The 17,644-nt window shown below is 67.5% G+C and carries 13 protein-coding genes and 1 pseudogene; 10 read left to right on the forward strand and 4 right to left on the reverse strand.

What is annotated here, in order from left to right; all coding sequences use genetic code 11:
- Window positions 1–5: 5 nt before the first annotated feature.
- The gene (locus ABE571_RS00235) at window positions 6–1,616 is read left to right on the forward strand and encodes a ShlB/FhaC/HecB family hemolysin secretion/activation protein (RefSeq protein ID WP_346492956.1); all 1,611 of its coding nucleotides are present in this window, start codon (window positions 6–8) and stop codon (window positions 1,614–1,616) included.
- Between the two features lie 113 nt (window positions 1,617–1,729).
- Entirely contained in the window at window positions 1,730–2,041 is a 312-nt protein-coding gene (locus tag ABE571_RS00240; RefSeq protein ID WP_346493113.1) for a DUF3817 domain-containing protein, read from the forward strand.
- 52 nt (window positions 2,042–2,093) lie between these two features.
- Here the strand turns inward: ABE571_RS00240 and ABE571_RS00245 are convergent, their stop codons facing one another.
- The 4 genes and pseudogenes from ABE571_RS00245 to ABE571_RS00260 all read right to left on the reverse strand — a co-directional run.
- Window positions 2,094–2,417, reverse strand: a complete 324-nt coding sequence (locus tag ABE571_RS00245) for a thioredoxin family protein (RefSeq protein WP_346492957.1) — start codon at window positions 2,415–2,417, stop codon at window positions 2,094–2,096.
- Window positions 2,411–2,875 carry a flavodoxin gene (locus ABE571_RS00250; RefSeq protein WP_346480920.1) on the reverse strand — a complete coding sequence of 155 codons (465 nt, stop codon included), beginning with the start codon at window positions 2,873–2,875 and terminating at the stop codon, window positions 2,411–2,413. Before ABE571_RS00250 ends, ABE571_RS00245 begins: the two co-directional genes overlap by 7 nt.
- A gap of 12 nt (window positions 2,876–2,887) precedes the next feature.
- On the reverse strand, window positions 2,888–3,928 hold the full coding sequence (locus ABE571_RS00255) for a ribonucleotide-diphosphate reductase subunit beta (RefSeq protein WP_346492958.1): 1,041 nt from the start codon (window positions 3,926–3,928) through the stop codon (window positions 2,888–2,890).
- A gap of 81 nt (window positions 3,929–4,009) precedes the next feature.
- Window positions 4,010–6,313, reverse strand: a pseudogene (locus ABE571_RS00260) (ribonucleoside-diphosphate reductase subunit alpha); the annotation flags it as partial.
- A 548-nt stretch (window positions 6,314–6,861) separates the two neighbouring features.
- Between ABE571_RS00260 and ABE571_RS00265 the strand changes: the two are divergent.
- The 8 genes from ABE571_RS00265 to ABE571_RS00300 all read left to right on the forward strand — a co-directional run bounded on the left by ABE571_RS00265 (window position 6,862) and on the right by ABE571_RS00300 (window position 17,572).
- Window positions 6,862–8,061: an MFS transporter gene (locus ABE571_RS00265; RefSeq protein ID WP_346492959.1), complete on the forward strand. Its 1,200-nt coding sequence runs from the start codon at window positions 6,862–6,864 to the stop codon at window positions 8,059–8,061.
- Window positions 8,058–9,236, forward strand: coding sequence for an isochorismate synthase (locus ABE571_RS00270; RefSeq protein WP_346492960.1), 1,179 nt, complete (start codon window positions 8,058–8,060; stop codon window positions 9,234–9,236). Before ABE571_RS00265 ends, ABE571_RS00270 begins: the two co-directional genes overlap by 4 nt.
- A gap of 16 nt (window positions 9,237–9,252) precedes the next feature.
- Window positions 9,253–10,905 (forward strand): AMP-binding protein, encoded by a 1,653-nt coding sequence (locus tag ABE571_RS00275; RefSeq protein WP_346492961.1) that lies wholly within the window; start codon window positions 9,253–9,255, stop codon window positions 10,903–10,905.
- Entirely contained in the window at window positions 10,905–11,540 is a 636-nt protein-coding gene (locus ABE571_RS00280; protein ID WP_313212179.1) for an isochorismatase family protein, read from the forward strand. The genes ABE571_RS00275 and ABE571_RS00280 overlap by 1 nt, the downstream gene beginning before the upstream one ends.
- Window positions 11,537–11,788 (forward strand): phosphopantetheine-binding protein, encoded by a 252-nt coding sequence (locus ABE571_RS00285; protein WP_346470985.1) that lies wholly within the window; start codon window positions 11,537–11,539, stop codon window positions 11,786–11,788. The genes ABE571_RS00280 and ABE571_RS00285 overlap by 4 nt, the downstream gene beginning before the upstream one ends.
- Complete coding sequence (locus ABE571_RS00290) at window positions 11,785–15,696, forward strand: amino acid adenylation domain-containing protein (protein ID WP_346492962.1); 3,912 nt, start codon at window positions 11,785–11,787, stop codon at window positions 15,694–15,696. Before ABE571_RS00285 ends, ABE571_RS00290 begins: the two co-directional genes overlap by 4 nt.
- On the forward strand, window positions 15,693–16,463 hold the full coding sequence (locus tag ABE571_RS00295) for a 2,3-dihydro-2,3-dihydroxybenzoate dehydrogenase (protein WP_346492963.1): 771 nt from the start codon (window positions 15,693–15,695) through the stop codon (window positions 16,461–16,463). Before ABE571_RS00290 ends, ABE571_RS00295 begins: the two co-directional genes overlap by 4 nt.
- Before the next feature lie 476 nt (window positions 16,464–16,939).
- The gene (locus tag ABE571_RS00300) at window positions 16,940–17,572 is read left to right on the forward strand and encodes a response regulator transcription factor (RefSeq protein WP_346480927.1); all 633 of its coding nucleotides are present in this window, start codon (window positions 16,940–16,942) and stop codon (window positions 17,570–17,572) included.
- Window positions 17,573–17,644 lie beyond the last annotated feature (72 nt).

Below are 17,644 nucleotides of genomic sequence, written 5' to 3' on the forward strand. Positions count from 1 at the left end.
ACACCATGTACCGAGGGATGTTCCTGATCGGCAGCGCGCTGCTGCCCTGTCTTGCACATGCACAGAACAGTAGTGGCACCGCGGGGAAGGACACCGCACAGCGCATTGACGGCTACTACGAGCAGCGCCAGCCGTTGCAGCCGGAGCGCCCGGTGGTGGACCCGGTGCAGCCGGCGACTGCGCCGGCGGGGCAAAGCGGGCTGGCCGACGTCCGCGGCAGCTTCGTGCTCCGCGAGGTGCGTTTCAGTCCATCGGCGCTGCTGCCGAAGGCCACGCTCGATGCGATCGCCGCCCGCTACCAGGGGCGCGAGGTGCACCTGGCCGAGCTGGAAACACTGGTGGCCGACGTCAATGCGGCTTACGAGGCCGCCGGGATCAGTACGGCACGCGCGCTTCTGCGCGAGCAGTCGATCAACGAAGGGCGCGTTGACGTCACCCTGCTGGAAGGCACGCTGGGTACGCTGGAGGTGACCGGGGAGGGCAAGGTGCCGGTGCGCTTTGTGGAACGGCGGGTGCGGCAGCCGGTAGGCGAAGTGGTGCGCAGCGATCGCCTGCGCGATGAACTGATCTACCTCAACCGCACCACCGATCTGCAGGTGCGCGCACTGATGCGGCCCGGCCAGGCCGCCGGCCAGACCGATATCGTGCTGCTGGCGGAGGTGCCGGACCGAAGCAACTGGGGCGTGTTCGTCGATAATTCCGGCGTAGAGACCACGGGCCGCGAGCGCTACGGTGCGCATGGCCAGTTCTGGGGTCTGGCGGGTATCAGTGACCTGCTGGCCGGCTCGGTGGCGTGGTCGCGCGGTGGCCTGGAAGGGCGCATCGGCTACTCCGGCATCGTCAACACGCGCAACGGCCGTGTCGGCGCCAGCGTGTCGCGCAGCCAGATCAACATCATCGACGGCGCATACCGGGCCCTGGACATCACTGGCGAGTCGACCAGCTATGGTCTGGACTTCACCCAGCCATGGGTGGCCACGCCGAACTGGCTGCTGTCCACCATCGCCAACGTCTCGCGCAGCAACGCCGTGTCCGATATCGGTGATGTGCGGGTGTCGGAGGTCGATTCGACCACGGTGACCCTGGGTGTCAGCACCGGCTACCGCAATGACGGCTACGACTGGACGTTCTATCAGGGCGTGTCGCGCATCCGTACCGATGAGACGCTGGCCGAGGGGCGTGCCTTCACGACCGCCAACGGATCCACCAGCTGGACACAGCGCATCGGCAGCAGCGGCCTGCTGTACCGGGCACAGTTGGGATGGCAGTTCACCAACGGCGATTTCCTGCCCTCAAGCAACCTGTTCCAGGTGGGCGGCATCGGCAGCGTGCGTGGCTATGTTCGCGGCACCCTCTCCGGGGTGAAAGGCTATTTCGGTAGCGTCGAACTGCACCGGCCCTATCGGCAGGCGCACGATGTCTACGTGTTCTTCGATCACGGCGAGGTGCGTGGCGACTATCCCACCTCGGCCAGCATCAGCAGCGTCGGCGTCGGCCTGAATGGACAGCTCGCCACGCGCTACAGCTACAGCCTTGACCTTGGCCACCCATTGGACAAAGTGCTGCAGGACGATGACAGCCTGCGCGCCGACTTCCGGATCAGTGCACGCTGGTGAACGGCAGGGCCGGCGCTGCATGCTGAGAATGATTCGCATCAAAACCGTTCGCTGGCTATGATGCGGGTCCTTTCCGTTACGACCCCGAGCCCATCTTGAAGCGTGCCTTGCCAATCAGCCCCATGGGCCGCGTGTTCGCCACGGTCGCCTTCGTCGAAGCCCTGACGTGGGCCGGCCTGTTGATCGGCATGTACTTCAAGTACCAGGCGGCCGATCCGACCCCGGTCGGGGTCAAGATCTTCGGCCCGGTGCACGGTGTGGCCTTCATGGTCTACGTGGTTGTGTCGGTGCTCGCCGCGATCCGGCTGCGTTGGCCGTGGTGGGCCGCGCTGCTGGCGCTGGCCGCGGCGGTGCCACCGCTGGTGACGCTGCCGTTGGAGTGGTGGTTCAAGCGTCGTGGGCTGTTGTCGGCAGCGGTGCGATAACGCACGCGCAATGAGGTCTCTGCTCCTTGCGGGGGCCTCCTTGGCTCAGGCATCACCCAGCCCCCAGCACCGCCAGAATCTGCTTCGGCGACTGGAACCCCGCCAGCCGCGTGGTTTCGTGACCGTCGCGCACCACCAGCAGCGTCGGCGTCTGGCGCAGGCCCAACTCCCGGAACAAGCCCTCACCGACTGTCTCCAGCTTGACCTTCAACACCGTCATCCCTGCATCCGCGATGGCGCCAGCGACACTGGCCAACGACATCTCCAGCATCCGGCACCCCGGGCAGTCGTCCTTATGGAAATCCACCAGCAGGGCCGGGTGCTCGCGCACGGCGGCGTGGTAATCCTCAGCGGTCTGGGCGTGCAGGGTCAGCATGTCGTAGGGCTCTCGGTATGGGCCAACACGGTGTCGGTCCAGTGGTGGATGGTGTGGGTGTCTTCGGCGCCGTGCGGCATCTGCTCGATCTCCAGCACCGGGTACGGGGAGCCGAAGAACCGCGCCAGCCGATGCGCGGCGCCGCAGTAGTACTCCTCGCCCCATTGGGTCTCGCCGGTGCCGAACACCGCCACCGGGAAGGGCAGAGGCAACCCGAAGCGATCACGCAGCGCGGCCACGCAGTCCTTCATTTCCACCGGGGTACGCCCGGCGTTGTCCGTCCAGGAACCGACCAGACACAGGGCGGGCGGCTCTCCCGCCAGCGCCACGGCCACGTCAACGGCATCCACGTCGACCCAGTCCACACGGTGCCCCAGGGCCTCGCAGCGTGCCCGGATCAGCGCAGCCACCTCACGGGTGTTGCCGCTCAATGAGGCGAAGGCCAGCAGGATGTGCATCTACGTGCCTCCTTACAGGTCGTCGAAGCCGTTGTCCGAGTTGGTCTTCTTGTAGCTGGCGTTGCGCATTTCGAAGAAGTCGGTCTTGGTTTCGGTGAAGTTGTCGGCGTAGGCCTTGATCCACGGCATCACGTTGACATTGGTCTCGCTGTACAGCTTCTCGATGCCGAGCATGCCGGCCATCTTGTTGGCGCGGTACTTCACGTAGCGGATCATCTCGTCCACGTCGATGCCGTCGATGCCATCGAGCACTTCTCCGGTCCAGCGCGTTTCAAGCTGGATGGCGTGCTCGAAGGCCTCATGCACGTAGGCGGTCAGCTGCTCGCCCTGCAGCGCCGGGTTCTCGCCGATGATGGCCCGGATCAGCTCACTGATGAACTTGGTGTGGGCCAGCTCGTCGCGGTTGATGAAGCTGATGATCTTGCCGGTTCCGGTCATGCGGTTCTGGCGGACCAGGTTGTAGAAGAACGCGAAGCCGGAGTAGAAGTTGATGCCTTCCAGGATCGAGGACTGGATCAGCGACCGGATCAGCGTCTCGGCGGTCTTCTCGCGCATGAAGTCATCGTAGGACTGCATGATCGGTGCGTTGCGGGCGAGGATGGTCGGGTGCGTGCGGGCGATCTCGAACACCCGGTTCTGGTCGGCCAGGCCGGCGATGGAGGCGAGCACGTAGCTGTAGCTTTCGTTGTGGATCACTTCCTGCTGGCCGATGATCGCCGCATTGGCGTGCGCGGCCGGGTCGGTGATGTACTCGGCGACGTTGTAGATGAAGCGCGTCTGCGGCGAGTCCAGCGTGGCGAGCAGGCCAATGATCGAGTCGTACGCGTTCTTCTCGCGCGCATTGAGCTCGCCGTACTGGCGCGCGTCGCCCTTCATGTCGACTTCGTCGGGAATCCAGAAGTTGGTCGAGAGCTCCTTGTACGCCCGGTAGAAGGACGGGTAGGGGATGTCGTTCCAGTTGAGGATGCCGCTGGTGCGGCCATTGATGATGCCGGTGGAGCGGTTGGGGTGGCGCGGTTCGAGGATCTTGATGCGCTCGAGGGGGATGGCCATCGGGGTGTGTCCTTGTTTCTCTTCGGGTGATGCGAGTTGCCGGCCAGCGGCCGGCACTACAGGTCAAGGGGCTGACGTGCGTCAGCTGCTGCACCATTCGCACTCGCTTATGTCGATATCGTTGGAGCGCACGTAGTAGGTCGTCTTCAGTCCCTCGCGCCAGGCACTCATGTGCAGCGCGAGCAGGGTGCTGGCGCGGATGGTGCTGGGCACGTACAGGTTGAAGCTGATCGACTGGTCCACGTGGCGCTGGCGGCGGGCGTTCTGGCGGATGCTGGCGAACTGGTCGACCCGGTAGGCGCCTTTCTCGTAATACGGATAGGTCTCCAGCGACAGGCCAGGCGCAGCGACCGGGCGGCGGAAGTCCTTCTTCTCCTCGTAGTAGAAAGCGCCGTACACCGGATCGATCGAGGCCGTGGAGCCGGCGATCTGGGCGGTGCTCATGTTCGGTGCCACCGCCATCAGCCAGCCGTTGCGCAGCCCGTTGACGCCCACCTGCGCCGCCATTTCACGCCAGGCCGGGCTGTCATAACCACGGGCGCGGAAGTACTCGCCGTTCTGCCAGTCGCTGCCGACGAAGGCGCTGTAGCGCCCCTTTTCCTTGGCCAGCGTCATACTGGCCTGGATGGTCAGGTAGTTGATGCGCTCGTAGAGGGTATCGGCGTACTCCTCGGCCTGGACTCCGTTCCACTCGATCTGCTGCAGGGCCAGCAGGTGATGCCAGCCGAACGTGCCCAGGCCGATCGCGCGGTACTTGCGGTTGGTGATGGTGGCCTGCGGCACCGGCAGCTGGTTGAGGTCGATCACGTTGTCCAGCATCCGCACCTGGATCGGCACCAGGCGCTCCAGCACGTCACTGGTGAGCAGGTCCGGTGCGGCCGTCACCGCGCGGCCCAGGTTGATCGAGGACAGGTTGCACACCACGAAATCGCCGGCCTGTTTTGTCGTCACGATCTGGTCGCCGCTGATCATCTCCTGGATCATGCGGGTGGGGCTCATGTTCTGCAGGATCTCCGTGCACAGGTTGCTGGAGTAGATGCTGCCGGCATGCTTGTTCGGGTTCTTCCGGTTCACTTCATCCCGGTAGAACATGAAGGGATTGCCGGTCTCCAGCTGGCTCACCATGATCCGCTTGAACAGGTCGATGGCCTTGATGGTGCGCCGGCTGATCCGTTCGTCGGCCACGACCTCCTCGTACTTCTCGCGGAAGCTGCCCTGGCCGCGCTGCTCATCATGGAAGTCCTGCAGGTACCAGCCCTTGATCCGCTTCACCTCGTACGGGTCGAACAGATACCAGTCGCCACGGCGCTCCACCGCTTCCATGAACAGGTCGGGCAGGCACACCGAGGTGAACACATCGTGCGCGCGCAGGCGCTGGTCGCCGTTGTTCAGGCGTAGATCGAGGAAGGCCTCGATATCGCGATGCCAGACATCCAGGTACACCGCGATCGCGCCCTTGCGCTGGCCGAGCTGGTCCACGCTCACCGCGGTGTTGTTGAGCTGCTTGATCCACGGCACCACGCCGCCTGAGGAATTGGCCACCCCGCGGATCGAGGAACCGGCCGAGCGCACATAGCCCAGATAGGCGCCCACGCCGCCGCCGTGCTTGGAGACGCGCGCGACATCGGTGTTGGAGTCGTAGATGCCCTGCAGGCTGTCGTCCACCGTGTCGATGAAGCACGACGACAGCTGGCCGCCCACCTTGCCGGCATTGGCAAGCGTAGGCGTCGCCACGGTCATGTACAGGTTGGACAGCGCCCAGTAGGCCTCACGCACCAGCAGCATGCGCCGCCGCCGCGAGCGGTCGCCGTGCTCGTGTTCGTGCTGCATCAGGTACAGCGCAATGGTCAGCCAGCGCTCCTGCGGCAACTCGTAGACGGCGCGCGAGTGATCGGTGGCGAGGTAGCGGGTGGCCAGAAGGTACAGGCCGTTGTAGGCGAACAAGGTGTCGCGCTCGGGCTCGATCATCTGCCCGGCCTCGTCCAGTTCGTCCTTGGAATACGCCTTGAGGATGTCGATCGAGTAGACGTTGCGGTCGGCCAGGCTCTCCTGCAGCCCCACATACGAGCCGTACTTCAGCGTGGCATCGTAGAACCTGTTCTTGCTGGCGCGCTTGTACAGCCGCCGCAGGTAGAGGCGGGCGGCGAAGTGCTCCCAGTCCGGTGCGGTCAGGTCGATGCGCGATTCGGCCTCGCGGATCAGCAGGTCCACCATCTCATCGGCGCTGAGCTGCTGCCGCCGCGCGATCTGCCCCAGCACGCTGCGCAGGTAATCGGCCACGTCCAGCTGGGGGAACTCGGCATGCACGCTGTGCACCGTGCGCTGCAGCCGCGCCTGGTCGAACGGCATGCGTCGATTGCCGCCCTCCTTGGTGATCCACAGCGTGTCACTGCCGGGGGCCGCATCAACGGGGGTGTCCGTGGGCGGGGTGAGGGTCGAAGCGACGGTGTCGTCGGTGTTCATGCGTTCTCCATGCATGGCGCAGAGCCCGGCAGGCAGCGCGGCAGCGCCGTGCGGCAGCCGGACAGAAGGCGTGATTGGTGGGCAGGCCCTGCGTGTGCAGGAATACGTCGCCGCAGGCTCACATCGGTGGCGACGGGCCATGCTTCCAGGCGCCGGTCAGGTGGGCGCAACGGGGCGTCAAACAGCAACGCGGCGTTGCGACGATGCACCGGGCCTGGCGGAAGCGGGGAGCCGATGGACACAACATAGTGGGGTTAAGTTGGATCGTCAACCGGATATGTAGTGCTTTTTTGTCGCAGGGGGCTCTCCTGTACACATGAACATCCCATACAGATTGCACTATCAAACGCAAATGCGAGCCGTTATCATTTGATGGATCACAGGGCGGTGATGCGTTCGCAACCGGATGGCGGAACCGCGGGCGCGTCAGCGCACCGCGTGGTTCAACTTCTTATTGGCTGTGGTGTTCAATGTCTTCACGTCCTGTCGTTTCCGGTTTGCCCGCCCTCGTTTCCGCCGCGCTGCTCGGCACCATGGCAATGATGGCGTTCGTGTCCGTGATCGGCCCGGTGGTGCGGGTGTTGGGCCTGGCCGAGTGGCACGCTGGCCTCTCGGTCACCGCGGCGGGTGTGTTGTGGATGCTGTCGGCACGTCGCTGGGGTGCACTCAGCGATCGCGTCGGGCGCAAGCGCGTGCTGCTGATCGCACTGGCGGCCTATGCCGTGATCTATGTAGCGCTGGCGGTGTTCGTGGATGTGGCGCTGACCTCGCCGCCGGCGGTCTGGATCTCCGTGCTGGCACTGGTCGGCACGCGTGCCCTGGTCGGGCTGTTCTACGCCGCCGTCCCGCCAACCGCTGCGGCCATCATCGCCGACCAGGCCGCCCCGGGGCAGCGTGGCAGCGTGATGGCCAAGCTCGGCACGGCCAATGCGCTGGGCATGGTGCTGGGTCCGGCCGCTGCCGGTTGGATCGCCTACCAGAATCTCTCGCTCACGCTGTATGTCGCCGCGTTGCTGCCGCTGCTGTCGCTGTTGATGATCTGGTGGCGACTACCGAACACGCCGCCCGTCGCGCCGACGCACACCGGCCCCAAACCGACGCTGGGCCTGGGCGATGCGCGCCTGCGCCTGCCGTTGCTGGCGGTCTTCGCCGCGATGATCTCGGTCACCATCGCGCAGGTGACGGTCGGCTTCTTCGCGATTGATCGCCTGCAGCTCTCCCCGGCAGACGGCGCACGCATGGCCGGGCTGGCCCTGACCGCCGTCGGCGTCGGCCTGATCTTCGCGCAGGGCCTGGTGATGAAGCTCAAGGACATCCGCCCGACGCGCTGGATCCTGGTCGGCGCGCTGATCTCCGGGCTGGGCTTTGCGTCGGTCGCGCTGGTCAGCGTGCCGTGGCAGCTGCTGGCCGGTTATGCGATCGCCGCGTTCGGCATGGGTTTCGTGTTCCCCAATTTCCAGGCGCTGGCGGCCGATTCGGTGGAGGCGCACGAGCAGGGCGCTGCCGCAGGTACGGTCGCCTCGGTGCAGGGAATGGGCATGGTGGTCGGGCCGATGATCGGCACGCTGCTGTATCGGTGGTCGCCGAGCGCACCGTACCTGCTGGTGGGCGTGGTGCTGCTGATCCTGGCGCTCTCTGCCGCGCTGCATCGCGCGCGGGGTGCGGCATGAACGAGATGCTCGCCAGCGGCGTGGTCGATGCGCTGGCCGAGACCGCCACCGTTGATGCGGCCGACGCCCCGTACTTCCTGCTGCGCAGCCCGCAGCAGGCGATGGAAGCGCACGGTTTGCGTGCGCGGCTGCCGTCCGGTGCCACCGCCACCTTGGCCGAGCGCGTCGCCGCGTTCTTCGCCGCGCCGCGCTCCGGCCCGCGCCTGTTGGTGGGGGCGGTGCCGTTTGATCCCGAGCAGGGCGATGCGCTCTATCAGCCGGATCAAGTGACTGGCCACCCCACGGTGGTCCACGTGGAAACACCGACGCTGGTCGGGGATGTGCTCGCCGAGCCATCCGCGGAGGCCTATGCAGAGGCGGTGGCGACCGCAGTCACGGAACTGCAGCGCACCGACAGCCCGTTGGAAAAAGTCGTGCTTGCACGCAGCCTGCGGGTCACCACCGCGCAGCCGCTGCATCCGCGCGTGCTGGCCGCGCGCCTGGGGAAAGACCCCAGCGTGGCGACTTACGTGGTGCCGGTACCCGCAGCGGGCGCCGCCGATCCGGCCTGGCTGGTCGGCGCCACCCCGGAGCTGCTGGTCTCCAAGCGCGGTGATCGTGTGCTCTCGCACCCACTGGCCGGCTCAGCGCGTCGTTCGGCTGATCCCGCCGAGGATGCACGCGCCGCGCAGACGCTGCTGGCGTCGGCCAAGGACCATGACGAGCACCGCCATGTGGTCGAGGCCATCGTGGCCGCGTTGGCCCCGCTGTGCCATCACGTCGAGGCACAGCCGCGCCCGACGCTGCACGCCACCGCCACCATGTGGCATCTCGGGACCCGCATCCACGGCACGCTGAAGGATGCCTCGGTGTCCTCGGCCGCCCTGGTCGCGCTGCTGCATCCCACCCCGGCGGTCTGCGGCACGCCGCGTCCGCAGGCACTGGCGCTGATCCGTCAGGCCGAACCGGTCGCACGGGGCTTCTACGCCGGCGCCGTCGGCTGGACCGAGGCGCAGGGCGATGGTGACTGGTACGTGGCGATCCGCTGCGCACGCGTGCAGGGCACGCAGGTGCGCCTGTATGCCGGTGCCGGCATCGTCGCCGAGTCCCAACCCGATCTCGAGGTGGCCGAAACGGCTGCCAAGTTCATGGCCCTGCTGACCGCGCTCGGCGTCCATGACGTTCGTCCTTTCTGATGTGCGGGAGCTGTCCATGAACACATCCCTCTCTTCTTCCCGGGTGCCGCTGCGCCAGGTATGGCCGCCGGCCCTGGTCTCGCGCTATCGCGCGGCCGGCCATTGGCGCGGCGAGACCTTTCCGGGCTTCCTGCGCGAACGCGCCGAGCGCTTCGCCGGTGATATCGCGGTGGTCGGCGGCGATACGCGCCTCACCTATGGCCAGCTGTGGCAGGAGGCCGGTCGCATCGGCGCCGGCCTGCTCGCGCAGGGCTTGATCCCGGGTGACCGGGTGGTGGTGCAGCTCGGTAACGTGCCGGAATTCGTGACCGTGGTCTGCGGGTTGTTCCGCGCTGGTTTGATTCCCGTGTATGCATTGCCCGCGCATCGCCTCACCGAGGTTGCGCACTTCGCGCGCAAGGCCGAGGCCAATGCCTATATCGCTGCCTCCAGCTACGAGGGGTTCGATTACCGCACCCTTGCGCGCGAACTGCAGGCGCAGGTACCCGACGTGCAGCACGTCATCATCGCCGGTGACGCGGCCGGGTTCACCGCGCTGGAGGTGCTGGCGGGCGATCTCGAACAGCTGCCGCCCGATCCTGACCCGCAATCCGTTGCGTTCCTGCAGATCTCCGGGGGCAGCACCGGTCTGTCCAAGCTGATTCCGCGCACGCACGACGACTACCTGTATTCCTTCCGCGCCAGCAACGCGATCTGCGGCATCACCCAGGACAGCGTCTATCTGGTGGCGCTGCCTGCCGCGCACAACTTCCCGATGAGCTCGCCGGGGTTCTTCGGCACGCTGTACGCCGGTGGCCGCGTGGTGCTGAGCCCGGGCGCCGGCCCGGAGACCGCGTTCGGCCTGATCGCGCGCGAGCGGGTGACCTGTGTCGGCCTGGTACCGCCGCTGGCGCTGCTGTGGGCGCAGGCCGCAGCATCCACCACGCACGACCTCTCCAGCCTGCAGGTGGTGCAGGTCGGCGGCGCCAAGCTGGTGCCAGAGGCTGCGCGCCGGGTGATCGCAGGGCTGGGCTGCACCCTGCAGCAGGTATTCGGCATGGCCGAGGGCCTGGTCAACTACACCCGCCTGCACGACAGCGAGGAGATCATCGTCTCCACCCAGGGCCGCCCGATCAGCGAAGACGACGAAGTGCTGGTGGTCGACGACCACGGCAACCCGGTTGCAGACGGTGAGACCGGCCACCTGCTTACCCGCGGCCCGTACACCATCCGCGGCTATCACAACGATCCCGCCGCGAACGCGCGTGCCTTCACCGAGGACGGCTTCTACCGCACTGGCGACAGGGTGCAGCGCCTCCCCGGTGGCTATCTGGTGGTGCAGGGCAGGGCCACCGACCACATCAACCGTGCGGGTGAAAAGATCTCCGCCGAAGAGATCGAAGACCATCTGCTGGCGCACCCGAGCGTGTTCGATGCGGCGGTGGTCTCCATTCCCGACGCCTACCTTGGCGAGCGCAGCTGCGCCTTCATCATTGCCCAGGGCGAGCCGACCAAGGCTGCCAGCCTCAAGGCCTGGGTGCGCAGCCGCGGCCTGGCCGCGTTCAAAGTGCCGGACCAGATCGTGTTCGTCGATGCCTTCGGCACCACGGCGGTCGGCAAGATCAGCCGCCGCGAGCTGCGTGCGCAGCTGCGCGAACGTTTCATGCAACAGACAGGAGAAACGCGCTGATGGCGCTGCCCAGGATCCAACCGTACCCGCTGCCGACCCACGCCGAACTGCCCACGCCGCGCGGCGCCTGGCAGCCCCGGACCGAGCGCCTGGCGCTGCTGGTGCATGACATGCAGCGCTACTTCCTGGCCGCCTTCGCGCCGGATGCCGCGCCGCTGGCACCGGCCGTGGCCAACATCGCCCGCCTGCTCGTGCATTGCCGCGCCCGTGGCATTCCGGTGTTCTACACCGCCCAGCGGGGCAACCAGGATCGCCGCGACCGTGGCCTGCAGGCCGATCTGTGGGGCCCGGGCATGTCCGCCACCGAGGACCACGAAGCCATCGTCGAGGCCGTGGCCCCGGCGCCAGGCGACCATGTGCTGGTCAAGCACCGTTACAGCGCGTTCCAGCGCAGCAATCTGGAGACGATGATGCGCGCCCGTGGCCGCGACCAGCTGCTGGTCACTGGCGTGTACGCGCACATCGGCTGCACGGCCACCGTCGCCGAGGGCTTCCAGCGCGACATCGAGAGCTTCATCGCCGCCGATGCCGTCGCCGACTTCTCGCGTGCCGATCATGACCTGGCCCTGCACTGGATCGCCCGTACCTGCGGCGTTGCGATGACCACCGATCACCTGCTGGAGACACTGGCATGACCGTACTTACCCTGGAGCGCATGCGCGCCGATGTCGCCGAGATGATCGGCGAAGCGCCCGAGGACATCAGCACCGATGAGAATCTGATGGACCTCGGGCTGGATTCGATGCGGGTGCTGGGACTGGTATTGGCGTGGGGCAACACCGGCATCGCACTGGAGTTCAGCCACCTGGCCGAGCACGCCACGCTGGGCGGCTGGTGGACGGTGGTGCAACGCCTGCAGGCACAGGCTGCGGCCAGCGCATGAATGCCCGTGCGGTGCCGGGTGCGGCCGAGCCCATCATGCGCGGGCTGAGCGAGGCGCAGGCGGGGCTGTGGTATGCGCAGCGCGTGGCGCCGGACAATCCGGCGTTCAACACCGCCCATGCGGTGTGGATCGAGGGTGCGCTTGAGGTCGCTGCGTTCGTCCGCGCGGCCGATCAGGCCGCGCGCGAAGCCGACGCGCTGGCGCTGCGCATCGTCGAGAGCGCACAAGGTCTGCCCGAGCAGTGGGTTGACCCGCAGCACGCGCCGACCGTGCAGGTGGTGGATCTGCGCGATCAGCCGGACCCGGCCGCCGCCGCGTGCGAGGCAATGCGGCGTGACCGGCTCACCCCCGTCGATCCCGCCCGCGACCGGCTCAGTCAGCAGCGCCTGTTCCTGCTCGGCCCGGCGCGCAGCGTCTGGTATCTGCGTGTGCATCACCTGGCCACCGATGGCTACGGCATGGGTCTGCTCACCGAGCGGGTCTGCGCGCTGTATGCAGGCACCCCGCAACATGCCGCACTGGCACCACTGGCCCCCGCGCTTGATGAAGACACCGCCTACCGTGACGGCGAGCGCCGCACGCGCGACGCAGCGTACTGGCATGAGCACATGGCCGACGCGCCGGCCGCCACCGGTCTGCAGGCCGGTCTCGCTGCCGCCGCGCCGGATGCCCTGCGCCACGTACACCCCGTTGATCCGGGCCTGCGCGAGCGTCTGCACCGTGCCGCGGCCGCGATCGGCCAGCCGTGGCCGGACCTGCTGACGGCGCTCGGTGCCGAATACTGCCGCCGGATCAGCGGCGAAGCCGAGGCCATCATCGGCGTGCCCTTCATGGGCCGCCTCGGCAGCGTCTCGGCCCGTGTGCCGGCGATGGTGATGAACGTGTTGCCGCTTCGGGTCACGGCCGGGGAGGGCAGCGTGGATGCCTTCGTGCGTGACGTCGCCCTGCGCCTGATGCGCGGCCGCCGCCACGGGCGTTACCGCGGTGAGCAGCTGCGCCGTGACCTTGGCCTGATCGGCGGCCAGCGTCGCCTGCATGGGCCGCTGGTCAACGTGCAGCCGTTCTATCGGCCGGTGCAGCTGGCCGGCGTCACCGCTACCCTGGACGTGCTCTCCACCGGTCCAGTCGATGACGTGACGCTCGGCTTCCGTGGCGATGGCACGGCCGTGCTCGATCTGGAGATCGAGGCCAATCCCACCCTGTACACCCCGACACAGGTGCAGGCGCATGCCGCGCGCCTGCTGCATTTCGTGTCGGCGGCGCTGGACGTCCAGGCCACCGGCGGCACGATCACCTCGGTGCCGCTGTGCACGCCCGCCGAAGCGCAGCGCTATCTGCATGGCATCAATGCCACGGCGCATCCAGTGCCCGATCTCAGCCTGGCCGCGCTGATCACCGCACGGATGGAGGCGACGCCGACGGCCATCGCCGTGGTCGTTGGCACGCAGCACCTTACCTACGCCGAGCTGGAGCAGCGCAGCCGTGCCTTGGGGCTGCAACTGCAGGCCCATGGCGTCGGCCGAGAGGCAAGGGTGCTGGTCGCACTGCCGCGCTCGCTGGAGCTGATCATCGCCCTGGTGGCGGTGCTGCGCGCGGGCGGCGCGTATCTGCCGGTGGATCTGGCCCACCCGGATGAGCGCCTGGCCCGGATCCTGCGTTCGGCGCAACCGGTGTGCGTGCTGGCGCTGGCGCAGGATCGCGAGCGTTTCGCGGGCACACCGGTGCTCGCGCCGGCGCAGTGGGACACCCACCGGGATGCCGCCCTGACCGCCACGCCGCAGCCGGCCGACGCCGCGTACGTCATCTACACCTCCGGCTCCACCGGCGAGCCCAAGGGTGTGCTGATCGAGCACCGCGCCATCGTCAACCGCCTGGAATGGATGCGTGAGCACTATGCCTTCCAGGCCGACGACCGCATCCTGCAGAAAACCCCGGCCACCTTCGATGTCTCGGTATGGGAGTTCTTCCTGCCCCTGATCAGCGGCGCGACGCTGGTGGTCGCCCCGCCCGAGGCGCATCGCGATCCGCTGGCACTGGCCGCGCTGATCCGTGAGCACGCCATCACCACGGTGCATTTCGTGCCGTCGATGCTCGCGACGTTCCTGACCGCGCCAGCCGCGCGCGGGCTGCAGCTGCGGCGCGTGTTCACCAGTGGCGAAGCGCTGGATGCCGCGCTGCGTGACCGCTTCCATGCCACCGTCCAGGCCGAGCTGCACAACCTCTACGGGCCCACCGAGGCCGCCGTGGATGTCAGTTTCTGGCCGGCCAGTCAGCAGGACACTTCCGCGTCGGTGCCGATCGGACATCCGGTCTGGAACACGCGCCTGTACGTGCTCGACGCCCGGATGCAGCCGCTGCCGCCGGGTGTCGCCGGCGATCTGTATCTCGGCGGGGTGCAGCTGGCGCGCGGCTATCTGGGCCGCGATGACCTCACCGATGAACGTTTCCTTGCCGATCCATTTGTCCCCGGCGGCCGCCTGTACCGCACCGGTGACGTAGCGCGCTGGCGTGAGGATGGGGCAGTGGAGTACCTCGGTCGCAACGACCATCAGATCAAGCTGCGCGGCCTGCGCATCGAACTAGGCGAGATCGATGCCGCGCTGCGCTCGGCGCCCGGCGTCATCCGCGCCGAGGTAGTGCTGCGCGAGGATCGACCCGGTGAGCCGCGGCTGGTGGCCTACGTCAATGCCGATGGGCCAGACCAGGACACGCTGCGCGCCCATCTGGGCGCGCGCCTGCCCGATTACATGGTGCCCAGCGCCTTGGTGGCCCTGGAACAGTGGCCGGTTACCGCCAATGGCAAGCTGGATCGTGCCGCGCTGCCGGCGCCCGCCCTGGTGGTCTCCACGGGAGTGGCACCGGTGACCGCGACCGAGCAGGCGCTGGCCACGCTGTTTGCCGAAACGCTGTCGCTGAGCGCACCGGTCTGCGCTGATGCCGATTTCTTCGCGCTGGGCGGCGACTCGCTCAGTGCCGTGCACCTGCTGCTGGCCATCCAGCAGCGGTGGCGCTGCGACCTCGGCCTGGGCGCGGTGTTTGCGGCCCCGACCGTGGCCGGGCTGGCGGCGCGCATCGATGCGCCGCCGACGGCGACCGATCACGGCCTGGCGCCGATGATCCGGCTGGCGAGCGGCGACGCTGCGCTCGCGCCGCTGTATGTGATCCATCCCGCCGGCGGCATCGCGTGGAACTATCGTGATCTTGCCCGGACGCTATCGCCGGCGCGCGAGGTCCACGGCCTGCAGTCGCCCGTGCTCGACCCCACCCAGCCGCTGCCCAGCAGCATCGAGGCACTGGCGGCTGACTACGCCGACCGCATTCTCGCGTTGGGTCGGTCCGGCCCGGTGCATCTGCTGGGCTGGTCGGTCGGTGGCATCCTCGCCCAGGCGATGGCGGTGCATCTGCGTGGGCGCGGTCACCAGGTCGGTGTGCTGGCGTTGCTCGACGCCTATCCCAGCGAGTGCTGGCGGGCCGAGCCGGAGCCGGATCCGATCGCCGCGCTGCGCGCCTTGCTCGCCATCGCCGGGCACGACCCGGAAGCGCATCCCGAGCTGGACAGCCGCGCAGCCATCCTGGCCTTCCTGCGCCGCGGCGACAGTGCGCTGGGCAACCTTCCCGATGTCGTTCTGGACGGCGTGGTCAGGGCCGTCACCGGCACCAATCGTCTGATCCGCGCCCATCACCACACGCACTACGATGGCCTGCTGCTGCACGTGCGCGCAGGCCACGATCATGTTGCCCGCCCGCAGTTGCAATCCGCGTTGTGGCAGGCACATGCCGCCCGCGTGGAGGCCATCGACCTTCCTTACCTGCACGCTGAATTGACCGGCCGCGATGCCGTGGCGCAGATCGCGCCCTGGCTTGACGCGCACCTTCGGCGGCACGACCTACACAGGACACCTGCATGAAGCTCTCTGGATTTGCCGGCACCATTGCCCTGGTCACCGGTGCCAGCGGCGGCATCGGCGCAGCGTTGGTCACTCTGTTGAGTGACAGCGGCAGCATCGTCGTCGCTACCGACATCACCGCGCCCGTGCTTGAGCACCGGGCAGGGCAACCCCCCGTCCACGCCCGCGCACTGGATGTCACCGATGCCGCTGCGGTCGAGGCGCTGGTCGACTGGATCGAGACGGAGATCGGTCCAATCGGCTTCGGCGTCAACGTGGCTGGCGTGCTGCAGGTCGGTACCGTCACCGCAACCGATGACGCGCAGTGGCGACGCGTGTTTGCAGTCAATGCCGACGGCGTGTTCCATGTCTGCCGGGCGTTGGCGCGCGTGATGAGTCCACGCCGCGCCGGCGCCATCGTCACGGTCAGCTCCAACGCCGCGGGTGTCCCGCGCCACGGGATGGCCGCCTATGCCGCCTCCAAGGCGGCGGCGACCATGTTCACCCGTTGCCTGGGCCTGGAGCTTGCACCGTTGGGGATCCGCTGCAACATCGTGGCCCCCGGCTCGACGCTGACCCCGATGCAGACCGGCATGTGGGCCGACGCTCAGGGTGGCCAAGGTGTGATCGATGGCAATCCCGATATCTATAAGGCGGGCATTCCGCTACGCAAATTGGCGACGCCGGACGACATTGCCGCATCGGTGATGTTCCTGCTCTCCGACCAGGCCGGTCACATCGCGATGAGCGATCTGTACGTGGATGGCGGCGCCACGCTGCGCGGATGAACGCGCTCCGGCCCGTGCCGCTGCCCGGCACGGTGCCAACCGGCAGAAGGCGCATGGCGCTCCCCCGCAACGGGGTCGAGTACGGTCCGGCCGTGTCGCTTTCGAAACAGGCTCTGCGCCATCTCCGGACCGTCCCCGGATAGTGCTGTCGTGACCGGCATCGCGCCGTGGCGAGACCCTGTCTCGTCACGAATGCCCATGCCGCATCTGCCCCCGATATAGAGATTCAATGCCGGAATCAGCACATCTGGAACCGGGCGCGCAGATTTCAAATTATGCAAGTTGATGCATGGCTGACCCGTGAGCGCACCCCTATCGTGCGATCCAACCACGTGGGATACGCACGCGCTCAACCGGAGCGACCTGCTGACAGCCAAGCGCTGGGTGGCCATGGACCAAATGGGAACTGACCTGCACGCCGTCGCGTGTGGCGAGCCCCTGTGTCCCGTCCGCGCACAACACTTTGAGGCCCCGTCATGAAACGCATTCTGCTTGCGGACGACCATCCGGTCATTCGCACCGGCCTTCACTCCGTCCTCAGTGGCGACGCCCGATTTTCCGTGGTCGGTGAAGCGGCCGATGCCGAGCAGCTGGAAGCGCTGCTGGCCGCGCGCGGCTGCGATCTGGTCATCACCGATCTTTCCATGCCCTGGGGTAGACGCCCCGATGGCCTGCGCATGCTCGCCGGCATCCGCCGCGACTATCCGGACGTCGCCTTGCTGGTGGTGACCTCGTTCGGCAACCTGGAGGTGCTGCGCGCGGTCGCCAAGCTGGGCGTCTGCGGCATCCTCGCCAAAACCTGCGCCCTGCAGATGCTGATCGATGCGGTGGACACCGTGCTCGCCGGCGGGGTCTATTATCCGGCTGATCTGGCGCAGCGACTGATGCCGCCGATCCATCGCGTGCGCGGGCTCACCGCGCGCGAAAGCGAGGTGGTGCGGTTGCTGGCGCACGGCCTCGGGGTCAAGGAAATCGCCGACATCCATCGTCGCACCGTGAGCACCATAAGCCGTCAGAAAGGCGCGGCGATGAAACGCCTCGGGCTGCGGACCGAGTTCGAACTAATGGACTACGCACGCGCGGTCGGGCTGTCGCCGAGCAGCAGTTGAGACAACGTGCTCGAGTGCATCCACGCATGGCGGTTGCGCACAGCATTGCGTTGCAGTGCGCATCGCGTTCGC

This window comes from Stenotrophomonas sp. TWI273 (genome assembly GCF_039674765.1).
GTDB lineage: Bacteria > Pseudomonadota > Gammaproteobacteria > Xanthomonadales > Xanthomonadaceae > Stenotrophomonas.